The organism is Candidatus Cloacimonadota bacterium (genome assembly GCA_020532085.1).
In the GTDB taxonomy this organism is placed as follows: Bacteria; Cloacimonadota; Cloacimonadia; order Cloacimonadales; family Cloacimonadaceae; genus Syntrophosphaera.
This window is the reverse complement of the sequence record JAJBAV010000009.1, coordinates 60,469-83,385: the sequence shown is the minus strand read 5'-3', so window position 1 is coordinate 83,385 and position 22,917 is coordinate 60,469. Positions and strand designations below refer to the sequence as shown.

Annotated in this window: 16 protein-coding genes, 1 other RNA gene and 1 pseudogene; 9 read left to right on the top strand and 9 right to left on the bottom strand. The window is 58.9% G+C overall.

Annotated elements, in window-relative coordinates:
- Positions 1 to 546 precede the first annotated feature (546 nt).
- The 3 genes from LHW45_03925 (at position 547) to LHW45_03915 (ending at position 3,888) form a co-directional block, all read left to right on the top strand.
- A complete protein-coding gene (locus tag LHW45_03925) occupies positions 547 to 1,740 on the top strand; it encodes an ankyrin repeat domain-containing protein (protein ID MCB5284724.1) in 1,194 nt (397 codons plus the stop codon).
- Positions 1,741 to 1,864: 124 nt separating this feature from the next.
- Positions 1,865 to 2,896: an ADP-ribosylglycohydrolase family protein gene (locus LHW45_03920; GenBank protein ID MCB5284723.1), complete on the top strand. Its 1,032-nt coding sequence runs from the start codon at positions 1,865 to 1,867 to the stop codon at positions 2,894 to 2,896.
- A gap of 161 nt (positions 2,897 to 3,057) precedes the next feature.
- Positions 3,058 to 3,888 (top strand): alpha/beta hydrolase, encoded by an 831-nt coding sequence (locus LHW45_03915; protein ID MCB5284722.1) that lies wholly within the window; start codon positions 3,058 to 3,060, stop codon positions 3,886 to 3,888.
- Positions 3,889 to 4,073: 185 nt separating this feature from the next.
- Here LHW45_03915 and LHW45_03910 read toward each other — a convergent pair whose 3' ends face one another.
- Positions 4,074 to 6,863, bottom strand: coding sequence for a T9SS type A sorting domain-containing protein (locus LHW45_03910; protein MCB5284721.1), 2,790 nt, complete (start codon positions 6,861 to 6,863; stop codon positions 4,074 to 4,076).
- Positions 6,864 to 7,200: 337 nt separating this feature from the next.
- Here LHW45_03910 and LHW45_03905 point away from each other — a divergent pair, with 337 nt between their 5' ends.
- Entirely contained in the window at positions 7,201 to 8,334 is a 1,134-nt protein-coding gene (locus tag LHW45_03905; protein MCB5284720.1) for an efflux RND transporter periplasmic adaptor subunit, read from the top strand.
- Complete coding sequence (locus LHW45_03900) at positions 8,331 to 11,432, top strand: efflux RND transporter permease subunit (protein ID MCB5284719.1); 3,102 nt, start codon at positions 8,331 to 8,333, stop codon at positions 11,430 to 11,432. The genes LHW45_03905 and LHW45_03900 overlap by 4 nt, the downstream gene beginning before the upstream one ends.
- A gap of 86 nt (positions 11,433 to 11,518) precedes the next feature.
- Here the strand turns inward: LHW45_03900 and ssrA are convergent.
- From ssrA to LHW45_03875, 5 genes are all read right to left on the bottom strand, one after another.
- Positions 11,519 to 11,869, bottom strand: a transfer-messenger RNA (tmRNA) gene (gene ssrA / locus LHW45_03895).
- Between the two features lie 253 nt (positions 11,870 to 12,122).
- The gene (locus LHW45_03890) at positions 12,123 to 13,025 is read right to left on the bottom strand and encodes a dihydroorotate dehydrogenase (GenBank protein MCB5284718.1); all 903 of its coding nucleotides are present in this window, start codon (positions 13,023 to 13,025) and stop codon (positions 12,123 to 12,125) included.
- Complete coding sequence (locus LHW45_03885; protein MCB5284717.1) at positions 13,022 to 13,762, bottom strand: dihydroorotate dehydrogenase electron transfer subunit; 741 nt, start codon at positions 13,760 to 13,762, stop codon at positions 13,022 to 13,024. The genes LHW45_03890 and LHW45_03885 overlap by 4 nt, the downstream gene beginning before the upstream one ends.
- Positions 13,759 to 15,033, bottom strand: a complete 1,275-nt coding sequence (locus LHW45_03880) for a dihydroorotase (GenBank protein MCB5284716.1) — start codon at positions 15,031 to 15,033, stop codon at positions 13,759 to 13,761. Before LHW45_03880 ends, LHW45_03885 begins: the two co-directional genes overlap by 4 nt.
- A gap of 12 nt (positions 15,034 to 15,045) precedes the next feature.
- A complete protein-coding gene (locus tag LHW45_03875) occupies positions 15,046 to 15,984 on the bottom strand; it encodes an aspartate carbamoyltransferase catalytic subunit (GenBank protein MCB5284715.1) in 939 nt (312 codons plus the stop codon).
- 236 nt (positions 15,985 to 16,220) lie between these two features.
- Between LHW45_03875 and LHW45_03870 the strand changes: the two genes are divergently transcribed.
- Genes LHW45_03870 through LHW45_03860 form a run of 3 tightly spaced genes read left to right on the top strand, consistent with a single transcriptional unit; the run spans position 16,221 to position 18,716 of the window.
- Positions 16,221 to 17,315, top strand: a complete 1,095-nt coding sequence (locus LHW45_03870; GenBank protein ID MCB5284714.1) for a tetratricopeptide repeat protein — start codon at positions 16,221 to 16,223, stop codon at positions 17,313 to 17,315.
- A gap of 10 nt (positions 17,316 to 17,325) precedes the next feature.
- Complete coding sequence (locus LHW45_03865) at positions 17,326 to 18,297, top strand: DMT family transporter (GenBank protein ID MCB5284713.1); 972 nt, start codon at positions 17,326 to 17,328, stop codon at positions 18,295 to 18,297.
- A 23-nt stretch (positions 18,298 to 18,320) separates the two neighbouring features.
- Positions 18,321 to 18,716 (top strand): VOC family protein, encoded by a 396-nt coding sequence (locus LHW45_03860; GenBank protein MCB5284712.1) that lies wholly within the window; start codon positions 18,321 to 18,323, stop codon positions 18,714 to 18,716.
- A gap of 478 nt (positions 18,717 to 19,194) precedes the next feature.
- Here the strand turns inward: LHW45_03860 and LHW45_03855 are convergent.
- Together LHW45_03855 and LHW45_03850 are read right to left on the bottom strand one after the other, a co-directional pair.
- A pseudogene (locus tag LHW45_03855) lies at positions 19,195 to 19,980 on the bottom strand (formylglycine-generating enzyme family protein).
- Positions 19,981 to 20,218: 238 nt separating this feature from the next.
- The gene (locus tag LHW45_03850) at positions 20,219 to 20,626 is read right to left on the bottom strand and encodes a hypothetical protein (protein ID MCB5284711.1); all 408 of its coding nucleotides are present in this window, start codon (positions 20,624 to 20,626) and stop codon (positions 20,219 to 20,221) included.
- A 524-nt stretch (positions 20,627 to 21,150) separates the two neighbouring features.
- On the opposite strand from LHW45_03850, the gene LHW45_03845 reads away from it, so the two are divergent.
- Entirely contained in the window at positions 21,151 to 21,702 is a 552-nt protein-coding gene (locus LHW45_03845; protein MCB5284710.1) for a hypothetical protein, read from the top strand.
- Positions 21,703 to 21,800: 98 nt separating this feature from the next.
- On the opposite strand, the gene dinB is transcribed toward LHW45_03845, so the two are convergent.
- Positions 21,801 to 22,868: a DNA polymerase IV gene (gene dinB, locus LHW45_03840; GenBank protein ID MCB5284709.1), complete on the bottom strand. Its 1,068-nt coding sequence runs from the start codon at positions 22,866 to 22,868 to the stop codon at positions 21,801 to 21,803.
- Positions 22,869 to 22,917: the final 49 nt, after the last annotated feature.

Below are 22,917 nucleotides of genomic sequence, written 5' to 3'. Positions count from 1 at the left end.
AGAGTGACAAAATATGAGCCTATCTATTTTGTCAAGAATTATTTGCAGATTTCAAAAACTACTTTTTGATCCTAAATGCTCTTACTTTTTCACCAGACCCTGAGGATTATGTGCAAAGGTCTTTGGATAATTGTTACCCACTAAATATGGAGGCTCTCTGTGCCTCTTCCCACCCACATCCCATTCACTTCCCGCTGACTTCCCAAGGGTTCAATGGGAACTGAACGGGAGGCGGACAGGAAGCTGACAAGCAAGGTTTAACAAAGAATCATCAACCCGGAGACACGGAGACACGGAGACCCAGAGAAAAGAGCATAAGGCAGGGCTATGTTGATTACTGAAACCACCGTTACGATCTTATCCTAGGGTCCCAAGGGCTGAAGCCCTTTCCCCGGAATGACAAGCGGCGTGGCGCTTCAGGGGAGAACAGACGGGGCGATGAGAAAAAAACGATTGACATTCTGGATGGAGATCCAAGACAATGACGCCACCGGGTTGGTCCAGTCTGCAGCAGGTCCCGCCCGGAAAACGGCAAAGGAGATGATCATGAAGCTTACGCTGATTTTGGTTTTATTGGCTCTGCTGGCAACAGTTTCCGCGTTTGACCTTGAGTACATCAAGCCTGTTCCCCTGGAGGGGGACAGCAAGAGCAAGACGGAAGTTAAGGAAAAACCCAGACAGAGTGAGGATGTCGTTCTGAGGCCGGCCACGCCCGATGAGTACCGGATCGAGGACGCTTTGGCCTATGTGAAAAGCCTGGATTACCGCACATACGATTGGGAACTGATCAAACACGCCTATCTGGGCAACACCGAGGTGGTGCGCGTCCTGCTGGAGCGCGATGCCAACCCAAACGCCGCCCTCAGCCCCTCCGGGGTGAGCGCTTTGCAGGCCGCGCTGTTCAGCAACAACGGCGAAATCGCACATCTGCTGCTGGACCGTGACGCCAACTGCATTCACTGGGACCAATGGGAGCGGATCGCCCTTTTCTATGCCGCGGAATGCAGGGGCAATCAAGATGTGGTGGCCAAGGTGCGCGAGCACACAGACCTCATCTACAGAGATTGGAAGTGGCGCACCGCCGCCATCTATGCTACCGTCCACGACAACGTGGAGGTGCTGGAATGGCTGCTCGACAATTACGGGCGTTATGAGGATGCCGCAGAGGACTATTCCGACCGGGACCCGGGCGCATACGCGGCCGCCAACGGCTGTCTGGACATGGTGCGCCAAATAGTAGAACGAAAGATTAAGTTTTGCGATCCGGCCGGCATGCTGGATTATGCCATAGCCGCCGGGGCAGCGGATATCGTGGATTATCTGGTGAACACGGCCGGAGTGGCTGTAAACGCCTCCGACCTGGTGATCGCCGCCGGCGGTGTGGACAGTTTTTATGCCTGGGAGATCCCGGAGATGGAGGTGAGGTTGTTCGATCCTGGCCTGCTGCTGGTCGAAGGCTACGAGGTATCCGAACTGGGGATGACCTACGATCCCGATAGCTACAAAGCCATATTTGACATGCTGGTGTCCAGGGTGGATGTGAATGCCCGTGACAGCGAAGGCAAGACCTCCCTGATAGCCTGCACCATGCAAAACGATTTCGAGGGAGCCAAAGCGCTGATCGGGCTGGGAGCCAGTCCCTTCCTGCGGTTCGAGGGCAGGACCCCGCTGGATTACGCTCTGGATTATCCCGAAACCGACCCCAGGCTGGTGGAACTGCTCAGAAGCGCGATGCGCTGAAGAATACCCCCCGGAGTATCACCAGATTCACTTCATTTTGGGAACAGCCATGCTCCATAGCGAGAAAGCCGGCGCGCTCGGGCTGAAATTGACATGCCGGCAAGGGTTGACACAGGAGATCAATGTGAAACAGGCGAACAGCTCTGAATTGATGCGGGCCATCCTGACCGGGGTGGCGGTGGGCGACGCGTTGGGCTTTCCCGCCCAGTTTGAGCCAAGGTCCGAGCGCGAGGCAAGGCCAGTGGTGGGAATGGGCGATTTCCGCGGAGAGGGCGGGCAGATCCGCTCCTGGGGCGAAGAACTGAGGGGGCTATGGTCCGATGACACCTCGCTGACGCTGTGTTTGGCGGAAAGCCTGGCGAAGGGCTTTGACCTCCAGGACCAGGCCCGGAGGTTCCTCGCCTGGCTGGACCAGGGTTACATGTCGGCCCGCGACCGCGCTTTCGACGTGGGGATCCAGACCACAAGGAGGCTGGCCGACCTCCGGAAGATCCTTAGGGCGGGCGAAACCGACCGGCTGGAAGACCTGGCCGATGATTCCGACGAATACAGCAACGGCAACGGCAGCCTGATGCGCATCCTGCCCCTGGTTGTGGCGATCAGCGGAAAAGACCCCGAAGAGCAGTTCAGGCTTGTCCGCCAAGCCGGAAACCTCACCCATCCGCACATCAGGTCCGCCCTGTGCTGCTTCCTTTACCTGAACATGGCGGAAGGGATCAGCGGCGGGACCGACAAGTTCCTGGCCTATGAACAAGCCCGAACTGATACCGCTGAACTGATGACCCGCCTGGCCTGCCACACCAAGGAGTTCCAGGCCCTGAACCGATTGCTGGAGCCCGGCCTGGCCAGCCTGGCAGAGGCGGAGATCGATTCCGGCGGCTACGTGGTGGCCAGCCTGGAAGCGAGCATCTGGTGTTTGCTGACCACGGATGACTTTGCCGCAGCGGTTTTGAAAGCGGTGAACCTGGGGGACGACGCGGACACCACCGGCGCCATCACCGGCGGGCTGGCCGCCCTGCACTACGGATATGAGGCCATCCCCACGGAGTGGATCGCCAGCCTGAAAAAACCTGAGCTGTTCGCCGCGGTGATTTCCAAATTCCAGATAGCCTCAGGCGCGGCAGCATTGCCAGCTTCACCGGCGACGCCATCGTGAACGCCGCGAACATACCCCCGCTTCCGGGCGGCGGAGTAGACGAAACCATCCCTCCCCGTGACGCTGAACCAAGCGCGGGTTTCAGATACCGGCATCAGGCCTGTCCCGGAGCCGGTTCCCGGTGTATCCAGCTGAGCCTGGGCCTCCTGGGGATGAAGAGGGTGACCCTGAAAACACTCATCAACCGCAAAAGTGGCATGAAGGCTGCCGGCCTGCCACGATCGCTGCTCAGGGAATGTGAGGTGAAAGTTGTTCGCATACGCCAGCGCCGGGTGTGGACGCTCTGTCCCAAAAACAACCCCGCTGAGACTTTGGTGCTGTTCCTGCATGGCGGGGCCCATTTCGCCAATCTCACCCGGATGCACTGGCGGCTGGTGAATAAACTCATCCGCGCCACCAAATCCACCTTTATATTGCCAGACTACCCGCTGGCCCCGGAAGCTGACTGCGAAGACGTTTACGGCTGGCTGGACGAGGTTCGCGCGGAGCTAATCTCCCGCCATCCCGGCCAGAGACTGGTTTTCATGGGGGATTCGGCAGGCGGCGGACTGGCCCTGGGTTTCGCGCAGAAGATCAGGAATGAGGGCGGCCGGCAACCGGAAGCGATCATCCTCTTTTCCCCCTGGCTGGATGTGAGCATGGACAACCCCGACCTTAGCAGATTTGACCGCAAGGACAAAATTCTGAGCATAAAAGAACTGAAATTCGCGGGCAAAGCCTTCACGGGAGGCCTGGAGACCACGGATTTCCGGGTGAGCCCCGTCCATGGCGATCTGGCCGGCTTGGGCAGGATCTCGGTCTTCACCGGCACCCACGACCTTCTGCACGCGGACGCCCTGAAGCTTCGGCAAGTGGCGGAGGAACACGGGGTCGAGATCTGCTTTTATGAATATCCGGGAATGTTTCACGATTGGGTGCTGATCACTGGCCTGAAGGAAAGCAGGGATGTGATCGGAAAAGTGGCTGGTTTTCCGGGGTTTGGGGTCCACTAATTACACGAGTTAAAATAGTGTTCACGCAGATCCACGCAGAAAAAAACACGGATCAACGCGGATAAAGGGATGGATCTGGAATGAAGGGGGTGTGGCGGAGTGGCGGGGTGGCCATTCACGACAGCCAAACGAAGAAAACCCCGGGCGGGGAACCCGGGGTGATCAATATGGCAGGGCTGGGGAGCTTATTTCAGCAGCAGCATTTTGCGGGAGGCGCTGTAACTGCCGGAGTTCATCCGATATAGGTAGAGGCCACTGGCCACGGTCGTTCCGGAGTCGTCGGTGCCGTCCCAGACCAGGCTATGGAGGCCGGAGGCGAACTCGCCCTGGGCCAGGGTTTTCACTTTGCGGCCCTTGAGGTCGTAGATTTCCAGGGTAACGGGCGCGGCGTCCTTGAGGGTGAAACTGACGCTGGTGCTGGGTTTGAAAGGATTGGGGTAATTGCCCCGCAGCGCGGTGGCCAGGGCGGGAGCGCCGGGATCCTCGTTGGCGACGGTGATGGTGGCGTAAACCTGGGTCGGAGCGGAATCCCCGGTGATGTAGGTGACCGTTATGGTATAAGCATAAGTTCCGGGCGAAAGGTACATGTCGATGTGACCATCCACGTCAGGATCGGTGATCTCGATAAGCAGTTCGCCTTCACGGTAAAGCTTGTAGCCGATCTGTCCGGCGTCCGGGGCGACCCAATTGAGCACGACGGACTGGCCCTGGACCGTAGCCGTGAACTCGATCACCGGCGGATGCGTGGGGATGGCCGGAACGACGGTGACGATCTGGGTGGGTGAGGTTTGGATGTTGTCCGCATAGACGGCGGAGACGAAGTACCTATAGGCCTGGCCGTTGAGCAGGCTGGAATCCGTGAAGGTGGAAAGACCCGCCGGCACTTGGGCCACCGGATAGCCGTCGCGCCAGATGCAATAGGCAGTTGGAGCCGGCTGTTGCGACACGGGGGTCCAGGTCAGGATCACCGATTGATCGTTGGGGATGGCGGTGAGGTCTGTGGGAAAGCCGTAGTCGGTGGCGCTGAAGCGGCTCTCCATCACACCCCGGGTCCGCAGGGCGATGTACACCTGATTGGTGCTGGAGCCCCAGGCCATTTGCCAAATGGTGGCGTTTGAGCTCAGGTTCTGGGTGAGGGAAGTGGAGGTGGCACCTTCATCCGTGCTGTAGCTCAGGCCGTTGTCCTTGCCGGAGATCACCTGCTGGCCCGGCCCGCTCAGGACACTCCAGCTGAATCCGGGCATTCCCGCCAGAGTGTAGGTGGCGCCGCCATCTGTGGATTTGTACACCCCGGAATTGGAGGAGGCGTAGATGATCTGGGGCTGGGTGCCAAAGCCAGGCCGGATGGACACCATGGGCTGATAGGTGGTGCTTTCCATGCCGGTGGAGGAGGTGAAGGTGAAGCCGTCGTCGGAATACCAGATGGCAGTGGCGCTGCCCTGATAGGAAAGGAAGAGGCGCAGATTGCCTGAAGGACCGCGTCCCAGCTTCAATCTGGGGGCGAATCCCCACATCCCGCCTGTGGCAACGGTCCAGGATTGGCCGCCGTCGTCGGTGTAGCGGATCTCGCCGGTGGCGGAACCCAGCCAGAACTTGTCGGGATCGGTGGGATGCACTTCGCAGGCCGAGACCTGCGTGCCCTGGTAATAGACATAGCTCCAGGTCTGGCCGCCATCCAGGGAGGTATAGGCGCCGTCGAGGGTGCCGGCCAGCATCCGGCCGGACTGGTAATACTGGTGGTTGGTGGGGGCAAGTTCGTAGATCATCCAGTTGTTCAAGCCGTTCACCATCTGATCCCAGGTAACGCCGCCATCGGTGCTGCGATAGAGGCCGCTGCCCTCGGTTCCACCCCAAAGCTCATTGGTGTCCGAATAGTAGGCCAGGCCGTGCACCAGGGCGAGGTTCAGGCCAGTGTGGGAGGCCGGCACGGGATCATTGTAGCCGCTGGCGCGGAAGATCCCGCCCCAGTGTCCCAGCAGCGCCCCGGCGCCCGACGAGGTGGCTGATTGCCAGTTGGATTGCGGGACCTGGGGTGAGACGGGGGTCCAGGTGAGGCCGCCGTCGTTGCTTTTCTCCACTCCCCCGCTGTTCGAGGTGGCATAATAAATCCCGTTGAATCCGGTGACGCCGCGGTAAGTGCCGGAAGCCGCGAGGGTCCAGTTGGCGCCGCCGTCCGTGGTACGGTAGATGCCGCTGGCGTGGGCGACCAGGCTGAACAGGCTGTCCGTGGGCGAAATGTACATGCCCCAGCCGTCGCCGGCGGGACCCCAGGGAGTCCAGGTCTGGCCATTGTTCACGCTGGTCATCACCGAAGCGGCGGCGGAGCCCATCACCACGAACATCCTCTCCGGATTGGCCGCTGAAGAGGTGAACATCCGCATGAAACCGCCGTTCACGCCCACCTGGGCAAAGCTGTTGCCGCCGTCCGTGGAAACCTCGATCCCCACGTTGCCGGATTTTCCCACCACGATGGTGTTGCCGTCGTTGGCCTTCACCCCCACTCCAAGGATGTAGGCACTGGACAGGGCGGCCACATTCCAGGTGAGGCCGTTGTCCACGCTTTTATAGAGGCCGTTGCGGGCACCGGCGTAAAAGGTGCCGGGCTGGGAAGGTGAAGCCGCCACGGCGTTGTACTGCTTGCGGGGCAGGGGAGCGGGCTCCCAGTTCAGGCCGCCGTCCAGGCTCATGTACACCCCGCCTTCCACGGCGGTGAGGCTGGAACCGCAGGCGGCGAAGACACGCAGGGGGTTGGCCGGATCGGTGGCCAGGCCGCGCACGTTCCCACCCCAGGGGCCGGAGCCGGTCCATTCGTTCACGCCGCGCTGGGATGACAAAGCCTCGAGGACGTCAGGCTGGTAAAAGGGATTGTGCCTGGTGAGGGAGGGGATCTCTTCACCCGTGTCCGGGCAGAGCGTAGCCGCGCCGGCAAGGGCGGCCAGGGCGAGCAGGCAAAAAATGAGGATTCTGTGTTTCATTCTGGATCTCCTGTATGTGATGATTTATCTATCCAACGGAGTGAATCTTTCAGGCGAACACGCTGGTAAACTATCTGAGCCGTGGGAGGAATCTGTCAAGCAATATATGCGGATGCGGAAAAAGAATGGACCGGGGATGAACCAGGCTGTCATTCCGGGGTGGCGTTTCAACGCCGGGGTCCCGGAATGACATGAAGGCTGGCTCTTCAGGCCAAACTGCGGAGGATCGGCATCCTCCAGCAGCGACCAAACTTTTACTTGACCTGAGACGCAGGTTGACATTTGGATGTTTAGGATCTTAATAAATTGTAAAATAATCAGATAGTGGTAACGAACGATGAAGAAATACCTTTGGCTAGTGATCGTGGTGGCGCTGCTGGGCTTGCTTTTTGCCTGGCGGCTGTGCTCCGGCAAGGATAAAGACGCTCAGCAGGGCGGCGGACCCCAGGCGGTGGCGGTGGAAACCGCGCCAGTGGAAGTGATGGACTTGGAGGACAGCGCGACCTTCAGCGGCAACCTGCGGGCCGCGAACAGCTATATCCTGGCGCCCAAGGTGGCCGGGCAGCTGGTGCAGCTGAACGTGAACATAGGCGACACCGTGAGCCGGGGCCAGGTGATCGCGGTGCTGGACGACGTGATCTTCCGGCAGGAATTCAACAAGGCCAAAGCCAATCTGGAGCAGGCAGCCAGCGCGATGGCAGAGGCGGAAAAAGCCCTGGAGCAGAGCCGGACGCTTTTGGCCAAATCCTACATCCCCCAAAGCGAGTTCGACCGCGTGAACGCCCAATACATCTCCGAACAAGCCAAATACCAGGTTGCCCTGGCCGGCAAAAACGCCGCCGAGACCCAACTGGCCAACACCCGGGTGAAGGCGGACTGGAGCGGAGGCGGGTCTGCGAGGGTCATCGGAGAAAGATTTGCCGACGCCGGCCAGCTATTGAATTCGGGCTCGCCCCTGGTTTCCGTGCTGGACATAGGCACCCTGGTGGCGGAGATCGACGTTATCGAAAGCGATTACACCCGCGTGAAGGTGGGCCAGCCCGCCAGCATCAGTTCAGATTCCTGGCCGGAAGAGGAATTCAACGGCAGGATCGCGCGAGTGGCGCCGATGCTGAAGGAGGAATCGCGGCAGGCGAGGGTGGAGATCGAAGTGGCCAATCCCGGCCTCAAACTGAAGCCAGGAATGTACGCGCGGGCACGGATAACCTGGCAGATCAAACCGCAGGCCACGGCGGTTCCCTCCGCCGCCATCTACAAGCACAAGGGCGAAGAGGGGGTTTTCCTGGTGGACAAAGCCTCCAGCAAAGTAAGTTTCATTCCGGTTGAAAAGGGCATTGTCACAACAAAATACGTGGAGATCCTCTCCCCCGCCCTCAGCGGCGAGGTGGTTACCCTGGGCCAGGACCAGCTGGATGACGGGCGGGAGATCATTCTGCCCGGAGCGGAGAAAAAGGGTAAAGCCAAACCATGAAGATAGCCCAAACATCCGTCAATTTTCCCGTGACCACCATCATGGTGGCGCTGATCGTGATCATCCTGGGCGGGGTGGCCCTCACCAGGCTGCCCATCGACGCCATGCCGGACGTAACCTCGCCCACCATCAGCATCTCCACCAGCTACTCCAAAGCCAGCCCGCTGGTGGTGGAGGAGCTGATCACGCGGCCCATCGAAGAAGCGGTGGGCGCGGTTTCCGGAGTGGAGGAGATCTCCTCCCGCTCTTCGGAAGGCAGCAGCAGCGTGCAGGTGTATTTCGCCTGGGGCACCGATCTGGACGCCGCTTCCAACGACATCCGCGACCGCCTCGACCGCATCCTGGCACGCCTGCCGGACGACGCCAGCCGGCCTTCGCTGCGTAAATTTGACCTTGCCGCCATGCCCGTGGTGATGATGGGCGTGGTGAGCGACCTGGACCCCGTGACCCTGCGCACGCTGATCGACAACGAAATCGGCTATCGCCTTGAGAGGGTCAACGGCGTGGCCAGCATCAACGTCTGGGGTGGGCTCACCCGGGAAGTGCAGATCAACATCGACCCCCAGAAACTGAAGTCGCTGGGCATTTCCATGGACTCCGTGATCAGCCGCATCCGCGCTTCCAACGTTAACCAGCCCACGGGCAACATCTACCGCGGCAACTACCAGATCACGGTGCGCGTGCCCGGGGTGTTCGAAAATCTGGACGAACTGCGGGAAACCGTGATCGCCCAGAAGGGAGGGACCTCCGTTTCGCTGAAGGAGATCGCCACCGTCGAAGACGCGTCATCCAAAGAAACAAGCGTGGTGCGGATCAACGGCGAGCCGGGCATCCAGATCTCGGTGAACAAACAATCCGGCACCAACACGGTGCGGGTGGCCAAAGGCGTTTTAAAAGAGGTGGAAAACATCAACCACAGCATCTCCCAGGTGAAGGTGGTGCCCCTGGTGGATCAATCTGTCTATATCAGCCGCTCCATCAACAATGTGGCCAGTTCCGTGGTGATCGGCGGCATCCTCGCAGTGCTGATCCTGCTCTTTTTCCTGCGCAACTTTAAAAGCACCCTGGTGATCTCCACCGCCATCCCGATCTCCATCATGGCCACCTTCGGCCTGCTCTATTTCAACGGCTTCACCCTGAACCTGATGACCATCGGCGCGCTCGCGCTGGGGGTGGGCCAGCTTTTGGACAACTCCATCGTGGTGCTGGAAAATGTATTCCGGCACCGGGAACTGGGCAAAAAACCGAAGGAAGCAGCCATCGTCGGCGCGGATGAGGTGACCTCCCCCATCATTGCCAGCACCCTCACCTCCGTGGTGGTGTTCCTGCCCATGATCTTCATGCAGGGCATGACCGGCCTGATGTACCGCCAGCTGGCCTTCGTGGTGGTTTTCGCCCTCATCTGTTCGCTGGTGACGGCGCTCACCATGGTGCCCATGCTTTCCAGCAAGCTGCTAAGCGTGAGCACGGAGCCCAAAGGCCGCAAAGACAGCCTGCGCTGCCGGATCTACCACGCCACAGGGCGGATCCTGGAGGGCATGGAAAACGTGTATGGCAAAGCCCTGAACTGGGTGCTGGACCATCGCGGCAAAGCGGTGCTCATCGCCGGAGCCGCACTGGCCGGAGCTGTGCTGCTTTCCCTGGCGATCGGCTCCGAACTGATGCCAGTGTCCGACGAAGGCGAGATCCGGGTGAACCTGGACATGGAAGCCGGCACCAGATTGGAGGTGGTGGACGCCAAGATGAAGGTTTTGGAGGAGCGGCTCAAAGGCATCGACGAGATCACGCACACCATCACCCAGGCCGGCAGCGGCGGCTGGGCCTCGGGCTCAAACACCGGCTCCATCCGGCTGCGGTTGGTGGGAAAATCGGAACGCTCCCGCAGCGATGAAGAGATCGCCGGCGAGATCCGCAAACGCTTTGCCGGCATTCCCGGCGCCAGGATCCGCGTGCGCACCGCCACCAGCAACCAGATGTCCCGCTTCATGGGTGGCGGGGACAGGCTGGAGATCCAGGTGCGGGGCCACGACCTGGAGGAATCCTTCCGTCTGGCCAGCAGCATCCAAAAATCCATCGAAGCGGTGGAAGGCGTAACCGATGCCAATCTCAGCCGCACCGCCGGCGCTCCGGAAGACCTGATCATCATCGACCGGACCAAGGCCGCCGAACTCGGCCTCAGCGTGCAGCAGATCTCCTCCGTGCTGGAAACGGCGCTCTCCGGCTCCAGCGCCGGCGAATTCGTCGACGAAGGCCGGGAATACCCAATGCTGGTGCAGATCAAGGACGCGGACCAACTGCCCCTGGAACAGCTGCTGGACCTCACGGTGGTCAATTCCGCCGGGCAGCCCGTCGTGCTGCGCAACGTGGTGCGCGTGGCCAGCAGCCAGAGCTCCACCGTGATCGAAAGGCTGAACCAGGAACGCATGATCGACATTTCCGCCAACCACACCGGCCGCAACCTCAGCGCTGTGGTGCGCGACATCCAGGCCCGGCTGGACAAGATCCCCCTGCCCCTGGGCTACAGCGTGGAGATCGCCGGCGACTACAAACAGCAGCAGGAATCCTTCCGCGAAATGCTCATCGGCCTCATCCTGGCGATCATCCTCATCTACATGGTGATGGCCAGCCAGTTCGAATCCATCAAAGATCCAATGGTGGTGATGGGCTCGGTGCCCTTCGCCTTCATCGGCGTGGCCCTGATCCTCTTCCTCACCGGCACCACCTTCAACCTCCAAAGCTACCTCGGCATCATCATGCTGGCCGGGATCGTGGTGAACAACTCCATCCTGCTGGTGGACACCACCAACAAACTGAGGCGCAATGAAGGAATGCCGCTGCGCGAGGCGATCGAGAATGCCGGACGCCGCAGATTGCGGCCCATCCTGATGACCGCCATCTCCACCGTACTGGGCCTCACGCCCCTGGCCATCGGCATGGCGGAAGGCGGCGAAACCCAGGCTCCGCTTGCCCGGGCGGTGATCGGCGGACTGCTTGTCTCCACTTTGGTGTCGTTGCTGTTCATCCCGGTGATCTATTCCTTCTTTGAAGGGGGATGGCGGCGGAAACTTTCCAAACGCACTGAAGTTCAGGATGTTTAGCGACCAGCGTTGCTACCGTTTACGGACGAAAAAAGGCTCCCCAATAAAAAAAAGGCTCCCTGAGAGGAGTCTTTTTTTTGACAAATTGGTGGAGGTGGCGGGTATCGAACCCGCGTCCAAAAAACCGGTCATGAGTGAATCTACATGCTTAGTTGTCTTTGCTCGCGGCCGGGGCGGTGAAAGACAATCAGACCCGCCGGGGCCAGGGCTCATAGTCTTAGCCGGGTTTTATGAGCTCTCGAACCCGGAGCGGCCACACTGTTTCGACGCCCAATCCCTTCCCGGCGGCGCGGAAGGGTTGAACGTTAGCTGCTTACGCTGCTAAGGAGTAGTTGTTGTTTGCAATTAGATTTGTTTGCTGCTTGATAACGGAGCGGACAGCGTCTCCGGCATGCATCTCTCACACCCTGGTTCCCTGTCGAAACCATGTCACCCCCTATACGCTGGTAAAGAACTAATAGACAAGATATTCGAAGCGGGGCTGCTGTCAAGCGGTAATTCCGCTCAAGCGATTGCGGGGATACCCGGCACTCTGGAAGTGGTTTCAAAGGCCGTTGCCTGATCACCCTCCCCAAACCCCCGCTGGTTCGACCCCTCCGAGCCTCCCGCCTGATCACCGCATTTGAGGCGAGGGGCATGCGGGGGGCACGGCGGGCGCTTGGCTGGAAGGCTTATGGTTGGGCTCAGGGATCAGCGCGCCTTGCCGATGATATCACGCAGTGAGAGGTCGTTCTCCCGCAGGAAAGCCTCCAAACCCTGGCGCAGTTTCACCGCGGCCAGGGGATCGCTGTAAAAGGCGGTGCCGAGGGCGATGGCGGAAGCGCCGGCCCAGAAAAATTCGAGGGCGTCCTGCCAGCTGTGGATGCCGCCCAGGGCCAAAATGGGGATGTCAACAGCCTGGTCAACCTTGTGGCAAAGGGCCAGAGCCACTGGTTTGATACCGCATCCGCTGTAGCCGCAAACGGGGTTGGAGATCCTGAATTTGCCCGTTTTCCAGTCGATCGCGGAGCCGTAGAGGGTGTTGATCAATGCCAGGGATGTTGCCCCTCCGGACTCGGCGGCTTGAGCGACGCGGGCGATGTCGGTCACGTTGGGGCTGAGTTTGAAGATCAGTTCGCGCTCCGTGATGGCGGCCAGCCTGGAGGCAAGGGCGAAAACCACGTCCGGGTCCGCCCCGAAGGCGATCCCCTCCCTGGCAACGTTGGGACAGGAGATATTCACCTCGTAGCCGGCGATCCCTTCCTGCAGTTCCAGTCCGTCGAGAACCTCCAGAAACTCGTCTTCGGAAGAGCCTGAGAAACTGACGATCAGCGGGATCCGAAGTTTTTCCCGCAACAACGGAAGATCTTCATTCAGCCAGGCTTTGAGGCCCGGATTCTGCAGGCCGATGGAGTTAAGCAAACCAGCCTCGGTTTCAAAGAGCCGGGGCGGCGGATTGCCGGCTATGGGGGCCAGGGTGATGGTTTTCGTGGTATAGGCACCGAGTACGTGCTGGTCGAAGAGATCGAAATACCCGGTGTCAAAGGTGCCGGAGGCCACTGTTACCGGGCTTTTCAGCCGCAGGCGCCCCATCGAGGTGGCAAGCCTGTTCATAACTCGCTCCAGCGGATTTTTGCGGCCTCGAACACAGGTCCTTCCTTGCACACGCGCTGCCAGCCCTCCCCCGCCGGGACCGCGCAGCCGTGGCAGGCGCCCAGGCCGCAGGCCATGTAGGCTTCCAGCGAGGCATAATGCGGCAGGTCGCCAACGCAGGCCTGCAGGGCTTTAAGCATCGGCAACGGCCCGCAACTGAAGACGATATCGAAGTCTTCCGTCCTGATGAAGTCAGGGATGTCCAGCGTGACCGGTCCCCGGCTGCCGGCGCTGCCGTCGAGGGTATAGGCGAGGTCACAGGGAAAGACGTCCTCGGCACAGGACCCGCCGTGGATGTGGACGACTTGGTTGTCCGCAGCCAAAACCAGCTTTAGCCAAGCCAGAGGCGGATATCCGATCCCGCCGCTCACCAGCAGGGCCTTGCGGCCCCGCACCAGGGGAAAGGAGTTGCCCAGCGGCCCGGTCAGCAGCAGCGGTTCGCCCAGCTGCAATTCTGCCAAAGCCCGGGTGCCGGGGCCCACAACCTTGATCAGGAAAGCGATCTCACCATCATGGGCGGCAAACACGCTCACAGGCTTGAAGAGGCGCTTCGTTTGGGAAGGCAGCCCGGCCTTGAGCTCAAAGAACATCCCAGGACGGCAGAGCGAGGCCAGATCCGGCGCCGCGACGCTGATCCGCAGGTAATCCCGGTTGATCCTTTCGCTGCTGAGCAGAGGCACTTCCCGATGGGCGATCATGCTCCGTCCTGCCAGGTGATCCGGCCTTCCAGAAAGGTGCAAAGCACGCGTCCGGAAAGCGTTTGATCCAGCCAGGGAGTGTTTTTTCCCTTGGAGAGGAGGGATTCCGCGGTGAAAGTGGTGCTGGCCTCGAGGTCGATGAGGTTGAGGTCGGCGGGATGTCCTGCTTTGAGTTCGGCCGGCGGCAGGTCCAAAACCCTGGTCGGGGCAATGGTCAGGGCTTCGGCAAGGCGGGCCAGGGAAAGCTGGCCGGGTTTCACCAGATGGTGGTAGATGGCGCAGAAGGCGGTTTCCAGGCCGATGATGCCGAAGGGGGCGTGGTCGAACTCGCGCACTTTCTCGAAATCCGCGTGGGGCGCGTGATCGGTGGCGATGCAGTCGATGGTGCCGTCCTTGAGGGCGGCCAGACAGGCCAGGCGGTCCTTCTCCGTGCGCAGCGGGGGTTTCATCTTGGTGTTGGTGTCGAAGCCCAGGCAGGCGTCTTCCGTAAGCAGCAGATGGTGAGGCGTTACTTCGCAAGTCACTTTCACGCCGCGCTGTTTGGCCTCACGCACCAGCTCAATGGAACGGGCGGTGCTGATGTGGGCGATGTGCAGCCTGGCGCCGGTGTTTTCCGCCAGCATGATGTCCCGCGAGACGATCACTTCTTCGGCCAGGCCGGGAAGGCCGGAAAGGCCGAGTTTGGAAGCGATCCGTCCGCCGTGGATCTGGCCTTTGCCAGCCAGGTTGTAGTCCTCGGCGTGGATCACCAGAGGCAGGCCGAAATTGGTGGCGTAGCGCATGCAGTTGAGCATCAGCTTGGCATTTTGCACGCAGTGGCCGTCGTCTGAAACAGCCACGATCCCGCCGGACTGCATGGTGGCCATTTCGCTGATCTCCTTGCCCTCGCTCTTTTTGGTCATGGCGCCGATCACATGGACCCTGGCCGAGCCCAAATCCTTGGCGCGGCGCTGGATGTAGTCCACCGTGGCGATGTTGTCCACCACGGGATCGGTGTTTGGCATGGCGCAGAGGCTGGTGAAGCCCCCCCTGGCCGCGGCGCGGGTGCCGGAAACGATGTCTTCCTTGTAGGTCTGGCCGGGGTCGCGCAGATGCACGTGGAGGTCCACGAAACCGGGAAAGACGTGCCTGCCGGTGGCGTCAAGGATCTGGTCCGCCTTTTGGGGCAGGCTTTTGGCGATCCGGGCGATGCGGCCGTTTCGGATCAAAATGTCGCGGAGCTGGAACTTTCCGTTGATGTAAGCGGTGCTGTTAATGATGAGTGTGGTCATTTTTTCCCTCCCTCAAAGTTTTCCGCCAAGGATGAGGAACATCAGCGCCATGCGCACTGCCACGCCGTTGGCGACCTGTTCCACGATGATGCTCTGGCTGCTATCCGCGATCTCGGGCAGGATCTCCACCCCGCGGTTCATCGGCCCCGGATGCATGATCAGGGCGTCCTTCTTGGCATATTTGATGGTGTCTTTGGAGAGCACGTAGTGTTTGCTGTATTCCTCAAGGCTGGGAAACAGCCCCTCCCCCATCCTCTCCAGCTGCATGCGCAGGCCCATCACGATGTCGGCGTCGCGCAGGGCTTCGCGCAGATCGTATTCCACCCGGCAGCCAAAAATCTCCGCCATGCCGCCCGGCATCAGGGTGCGCGGACCGCAGACGGTTACCTCCATGCCCAGTTTTTTCATGCCGATGAGGTTGGATCGCACCACCCGGCTGTTCAGGATATCGCCCACAATGGTGATCTTCAGGCCTTTCAGCTCGCCCACGCGTTCCCAGATGGAAAAAATGTCCAGCAAGGCCTGGGTGGGATGGGCGTGGCGCCCGTCGCCGCCGTTGATCACGGGCTTGCCGGAGTATTTGTTCACCAGTTGCGGGCTGCCGGGGCTGCTGTGGCGGATGCAGTAGAGGTCGATGCCCATGGCGCCGAGGGTGTAGATGGTGTCCTGCAGGCTTTCGCCTTTCTGGAGGGAGGAAACTGAGGCCTGAAAGCTCACCACGTCGGCGCTGAGGCGGTTGGCGGCCAGCTCGAAGCTCATCCGGGTGCGGGTGCTGTCTTCCACAAAAAGGGTGCAGACGGTCTTTCCGCGCAGGGTGGGGATCTTTTTGTACTCGCGAAGGTTGATCTCTTTCATGCCTTGGGCGGCTGAGAGGATGTACATGATCTCGTCGGCGGAATAGTCCTCCAGGTCGAAGAGGCTGCGGCCGACGAATTGGGGCGTAGATTCCATTTTGGCTCCTTTCCGGCTCACTGGCACGGATTAAAGGTTTGAATTTGTTCCCTTTTGGCGCGGCGGCCGATTTGGTCAAGTTATTTTTCCCGGCCCGGGGCCAAACCTTTCCGGACGAGGGAAAAAGCCTCTGTGCGACGGCTGTTGGGGAGGCAGGGAGGAAAAAGTCTTGACTGATAATCCCTTTCGGATTTTTGGTGCAAGCCAAAGAAAAAAACTTCACAGGAGATATAATAATGAAACGTCTCGTGATCCTGACCCTGGCCGCGCTGCTCTTTCTTACAGCCTGCGCCGCGAACAGGGAGAAACTCAACCCCCGCGCCACGGTCGACCTCAAATCCGCCGATGTGGCCTACAATCAGCAGAACGTGGACGAAGCCCTCGCTTTGTACACCAAGGTGCTGGACGAAAAAGAAGGCAATCCCAACCACGCCCACGCCCTGAGAAGGGTGGCGGATATCAACCTTTATTATGGCGAAACCATTGCCGACAAGGCCGTGGAATACAATAAGACTGCGTTTGAGAACTACGACAAGTCCATCGCCATCATGGAAAAGTATGAAAAGCCCACGGAGAAAGAGCTGGCCGCCATCCGCGACATGAAAAAACGCCGCACCAGCGCCTGGACCAGGATCTTCAACGCCGCCGACACTCAGCTGGCCGAAGGCAACACCGCCACCGCCATCGAGATCTTCGAGACCGTGGCCGCGATGGACCTTTCCCGCACGGAGCCGCTTTACAAGCTGGCCACCATCTATCAGAAGGACATGAAGGACGAAGCCAAGGCCGAGGCCATCCTGCTCAAGATCTATGACGTGGATCCCGAGAATACGGAAGTGCAGGAGTCCATGGGGATCTTCTATCTGAACAAGAAAGATTATACCGCCGCCCTGCCTTTCTTCGAGAAGGTGAAACTGGCTGAGCCGATGAACGTGAACAACCTGATGAACCTTTCCTTCTGCCAATTCGAGCTGGAGCAGTATGAGGCCGCCAAGCTGAACAACCAGATGGTGCTGGCCATCGAGCCCAACAACGAAGACGCGCTGGCCGACGCCAAATACATCGCCTACAAGCTGAAAGACAACGCCGCCGCGCTGGGATATCTGAAAAAGCTGCTGGGGATCCGCGACGATGACAAGGATTTTCAGGAGATCAGCTTCCTGCTCAACGAGATGCAGAACTTCGAAGAAATGATCACCTACGCCCGCAAATGGTACGAATATGACGGCCTGAGCAAGGACGCGGTGAGGCTGGTGATCCTGGGCGCTCAAAAGACCAAGAACAAAGCCCTCGAAACCGAATTCAACAACATCCTGAAAAAGATGAACTAAACCTATCCGGATGGAAATCAGCCTGTCCGCTATCCGGGCAGGCTTTTTCTTTGCCACCATGAAAGTGAAAACAGCTTACCTTTACGCCCTGGGCGCCGTGCTGGCCTGGTCCACCGTGTCCACGGCCTTCAAGCTGAGCCTCAGGCACCTCACGCCGCTGGGCCTGCTGCTCTTCGCGTCCAGCGCCGCAACCCTCTTTCTGGTTGTGGTGAACCTGTTTGACCGGGCAAAACGCGGGGCGGTTTTTTCCTCCTGGTGGCGTTCGCTGCCGGCGGGCTTGCTGAACCCCTTTGTCTATTACCTGATGCTGTTCGTGGCCTACCACCGCCTCCGCGCCCAGGAAGCCCAGGTGCTGAACTACACTTGGGCGATCGTGCTGTCCCTGCTTTCGGTGTGGTTGCTCAAGGAAAGGTTTCGGCTGAAAGACCTGCTGGCGCTGCTGCTAAGTTTTCTGGGGGTGGTGATCATTTCCACCCGGGGCCGGGTGCTCCTGCTGCAGTTCGAAGATCCGCTGGGCTCGCTGCTGGCGGTTTCCACCTCGCTGGTCTGGGCGGTTTACTGGATCCTGAACCTGAAGGATACCCGCGCAACGAACGGCAAGCTGCTGCTCAATTTCCTGGTGGGGACCATCGCCACCGCGCTCTACGCCCTGATCCGCGGCAGGCTGAACCTGTCCGGGCTTTTCACTGTGAACGGCGTGGTGCTCCGGGGCTTGCTGGGCGCGCTCTACGTCGGCGTTTTCGAGATGGGTTTCACCTTCATCCTCTGGCAGAAAGCGCTTCAGTCCAGCGAAAACACGGCCTCCATCTCCAACCTGATCTTCCTCACACCCTTCCTCTCGCTGATCTTCATCTCCCTCATCCTCAGGGAAAACATCCACCCCGCCACCCTCATTGGCCTGGTGGTGATCATCGGCAGCAACCTTTGGCAGAAAGGTATTTTCGTTACGCGGAGCTCCAAAGGCCCGCGGAAACAATTATGAGTACAAGTAAAAAGGAGCCTGCGATGACAGGAGTTTTGCACCATGTGGAAATTTATGTGCGGGACCTTCAGACGAGCCGCGAGTTTTGGTCCTGGTTGCTAAAGCGGCTGGGTTATACGCTCTTTCAGGCTTGGGACGGTGGCTTCAGCTACCTTCTGGGCGAGACCTACATCGTATTCGTGCAGGCGGAACAGCGCTGGCTGGACATCCCCTACCATCGCTGCCGCGCGGGTTTGAACCATCTGGCCTTTCACGCCGACAACCGGGATTGCGTGGATGAGATCACCTCTGAACTGCGGTCGAAAGGAATCACCATTCTGTACGAGGACAGGCATCCCTATGCCGGCGGAGATGACTACTACGCCGTTTTCTTTGAGGACCCGGACCGCATGAAAGTGGAGATCACCGCGGCCACTTAGGCCATGAAACATTGCCCCACGCGCGCGTCATTTTGGGAAACCAAGCTGGCGTAGAGCGAGGCTGGCGTCGGGCGAGGCAGGCGTAGAGCGAGGATCGAGCATCGACGACAGCAGATCTTACCCATCTCAGCCCTGAACGCGGGCCATTCCGGAACGCAGTGACGGAATTCAACCCTTGCGGGAATAGCAAATGTAACACAGGAGCGGGGTCGATTCAGGTAGCGCCTGGATCGTCCCTCTGCCAGGGCATTACCCAAACAGCCTGGATTCCGGGACCCCGCGTGCTGGTGCACGCTTCCCCGGAATGACATGCTGGCTCTAGCTTACCAAGAGAGTAATGTTTTGCTCTCACCAACTCGACTTGAAAGAGAGCCAATTTCTTTGGGAAAGAAAAGTAGCAAAAGAAAAACCGATCCCAGGCGTCCGAACCACGTTTCATTTTTGGCGCTTTAGGGTAAAAAGGTAAGAAATCATAAGATCAGGGGACTGCCCTGCAGACGCGGAAGCCGTAGCCGCTGTAGCCGTGGTACGGGTAGGCGCTGTAACGATTCGCGACCCGGCAACCGGAGGCATTGACGCCCCAGTAGCCGCCGCGCTTCACCCGGTTCGACCCGCTTGCAGGCCCCGTTGGATTGTTCTGCGGGCTGCTGCTGTAATAGTACCAGTCATACCAATCCCAACACCATTCCTCGAGGTTGCCGCTCATGTCGTAGGTTCCGAGTTCGTTGGGCGACTTGGTCCCGACGGGCTTGCTGCCGTAAGGCGAGTTGTTTCCACCATGCCAAGCCACTGCGCTAATGTCACCTGAGCCGCTGTAGAGATAGTCGGGCGGATCCACAGCACCCCGGGCGGCGTATTCTCATTCCGCCTCCGTGGGCAATCTGTATCCGGTGGCGTTCCAGTTGCAAATGGCGGCGTTCCAGTTGGCGTTGTAGGATGTGGGTACAGTACCCCAATTGGCGGGATTGGTGGAACCGGAAATGCTGTAGACCGGAGTGAGCCCCTCCGCGAGGCTGCGCAGGTTGCAGTATTTGAGGCTGGCGTACCAGGAGACATAATAGGCAGGATAATTGTCACCAAGTCCAGAAATTATTGTCCAGCTGAAACCTGGCTGCATATACTGGACGTACTCCGCCTGGGTGACCTCGTATTTGCCGATGTAAAAGGGATCAAGGGTTACACTGTGGACGGGAAGCTCACCGTCGTCTCCTACCTCGTCATCGATGGTATCCCCCATGGTGAAGGTGCCGCCGGGGACGAACACGAAACCGGCAGGAACTCCGGAAGTGACTGAGGTCACATAGTAAAAGCGGCGGGGGTTGGTAACCGTGGTGGACCAGGTTGTACCGGCGAAGCTGCCGCTGATGTCTTCACTGAAGCCAGACTCCGGCGATGCCGATGAAAAAACCTTGTAAGCCGCGGCTCCCGGTACTTCGAGCTAATTTAGTGTGAGCGTTGAACCGTTCACGGAGATGCTGAGATCACTCACCCTGCTCGCGCCTTCAGCGGCGATGCTGGCGGATTCGACCCGCTCCGCGCGGATGCCGGAATCGCCGCCCGCTATTGTTGGAGCTGCTTTGGGAGCTATTTCCGCGGACAAAGGGACAAGGCAGATCGCGAGCATCATAATTGAGAAAAATGTGGTCGTAAGGGCTTGCATTTCTTCCTGCCAGAAGCCTATGGTTGAGAAAATCAGCCTGTGTACAAGCTGGATTTCGACTTGAAATCACCGGGGTAGCCATGCTTCCGGCCGCTCCGGCCAGCAAAAAACGATGATCTTGCCGCCTGGCTGAAATTTGTTGGGACACCACTTTGCCCTTTACCGGTTTCTCTGATCGAACCTGCGCGGCATTTGTGAATGCTCCACCCAATATGGCCCGGAACAGCTCACCGGTTTTGGGTACGCCCATGGTACCTCCTTATTTGGCGTCATGTAAAACCTCGCCACATGTTTGTATGATCACTCCAAATTTGTCAAGCTATTTCTTTCCGACTTCGCGAGGCTGGACTTGCCCGATGTGTCCCGCAACTCATCCACCCAGGAGACAAGCCTCGTAATGGATCGGAGCTAAAAAAGTCATAGCTATACCATGGTTGGCCCCAAGTATCAATACGGTATCAATACGGAATCAATACGGATTTCATCCGTAATGATTCCGTATTGATACCGTATTGATATTGGGAGCGACCCGTGGAAAGACCAAAGTAAAAATCTGAGGATATCCAGAGCTGAAAACCATTAATGATATAGGATATAATACGGTATAATAATGGAATAAGTAATGCAATATGGACGCTGTTCATCATTTCTCTTGACAGATTTTAGCGCCTTGGGCTAATGGCCATTGAGATGAGGCAAGCAGCTTGGGGAAAATGATTGGTTTTCACCTTGCCTCACCCGAGCTTTGGAACCCTCAACAAAGGAGTGTCCGCGATGAGAAAATCAAGCTTGGCATTAGTCCTGATCACATTGGTGGCAGGATTGGCGGTTTGCGCCCAATTGGCAGCCCAGCAAGCAATCGACAGGGCTTCTGGCACTCATTTACGCGTGGGTATCTTTGACTCCCGCGCCATCGCCGTGGCCTACGCCCGATCGGAAGAATTCAATCAGTACATCAAAGACCTGAGAACTGATCTTGCCCAAGCCAAAGCCGAAGGAAACGACAAACTTGTGAACGAATTGGAAACCCTGGGCCCCGCCTTGCAGCAACTGATGCACAAACAGGGTTTCAGCACCTGGCCGGTGGATGACATCCTGGAACGGATCAAGGACCAGATCCCGGAGATTGCGAAACAAGCTGGCGTGGACATCATTGTGAGCAAATGGGACATAGTTTACCAGTTGCCTGGGGTTGAATTCATCGATGTAACCGATCTTTTGGTGATGCCCTTCGCTCCCGATGCCAGTACTCTGGACCTCATCAAGAGTTTAAGGGAGATCGAACCGGTATCACTGGAAGAACTTGAGGAGCTCGAATCCGAGTGATGGCTGACGATCTCTCCGCCAGATAAGCGATTCGGTATTCAACGGCCCAGTTCAGCACTCAGGCTTTCTGAGGTGGAATACTCCCGCGTAAACAAAGATCAGACCGGCAGTTCGAGCTGTTCGCAGCCGGTGTTTTCGCCCAGGTCCAGCTTACCCACGCCCACGCCCAGGAGGCGGATCCGGCGGCCCTCATCCCAGTTCGCCACCAGCAGTTTCTGGGCGTATTCGAAGAGCAAGACCTTATCGGAAGAGGCTTCGGGTAGCGGACAGCTGCGGGTGACGCATTCAAAATTGTCGTATTTGATCTTGAGGATCAGGTTGCGGGCCTGGATGTTGCGAAAGGCCATGCGGTTCACCAGCCTGTCCACCAAATCCCGCAATTCCTCCAGCAGCTCTTCGATGGCACTCAGATCGGCGTGGAAAGTGCTTTCGCAACTGATGGATTTGGGGTCGGATTCGGTGATCACGGCGCGGTTGTCGATCCCGCGCACCACCTGGTAGAAGTAGAGCCCCGTTTTGCCGAAAACTCTGATCAGATCGAGCATTTCCCGGGCATGCAGGTCCTCGCCGTTGTGGATGCCCATTTTCTTCATGCGGGCGGCTGTCACCCGGCCGATGCCATGGAATTTTTCAATCGGGAGAGCGAAGAGGATCTCCCGCGCGTTTTCGGGGGTGATCACGCTCAAGCCGTCGGGTTTGTTCAGTTCAGAGCCGATCTTGGCCAAAAATTTGTTGAAGGAAACCCCGGCGGAGCAGGTGAGCCGGGTGGTTTCCAGAATATCGGCTTTGATGAGCCGCGCGATCTCCACCGGGTCGTCCAGGCCCGCTTTGTTGGCTGTAACGTCCAGATAGGCTTCATCGAGGGACATCGGTTCCACAAGGTCGGTATAGCTGAAAAAGATGGCGCGGATCTGTTCCGAGACCTCTTTGTAGAGCTTGAAGTGGCTGTGCACAAAGATCCCCTGGGGACAGAGCTTCCAGGCCTGGTGTGAGCTCATGCCGCTGTGGACGCCGAATTTCCGCGCCTCGTAGGAACAGGTGGAAACCACACCGCGGCCGTTGGGGCTGCCGCCCACGATCACGCATTTGCCCTTCAGGAAAGGGTCCTCGCGGATCTCGATTGCCGCGAAATAGGCGTCCATGTCGATGTGGATGATCTTGTTCACGCGACCAATCTGCCGCCGACGCCGGTTTGGTCAAGACATTCTTTTGGTG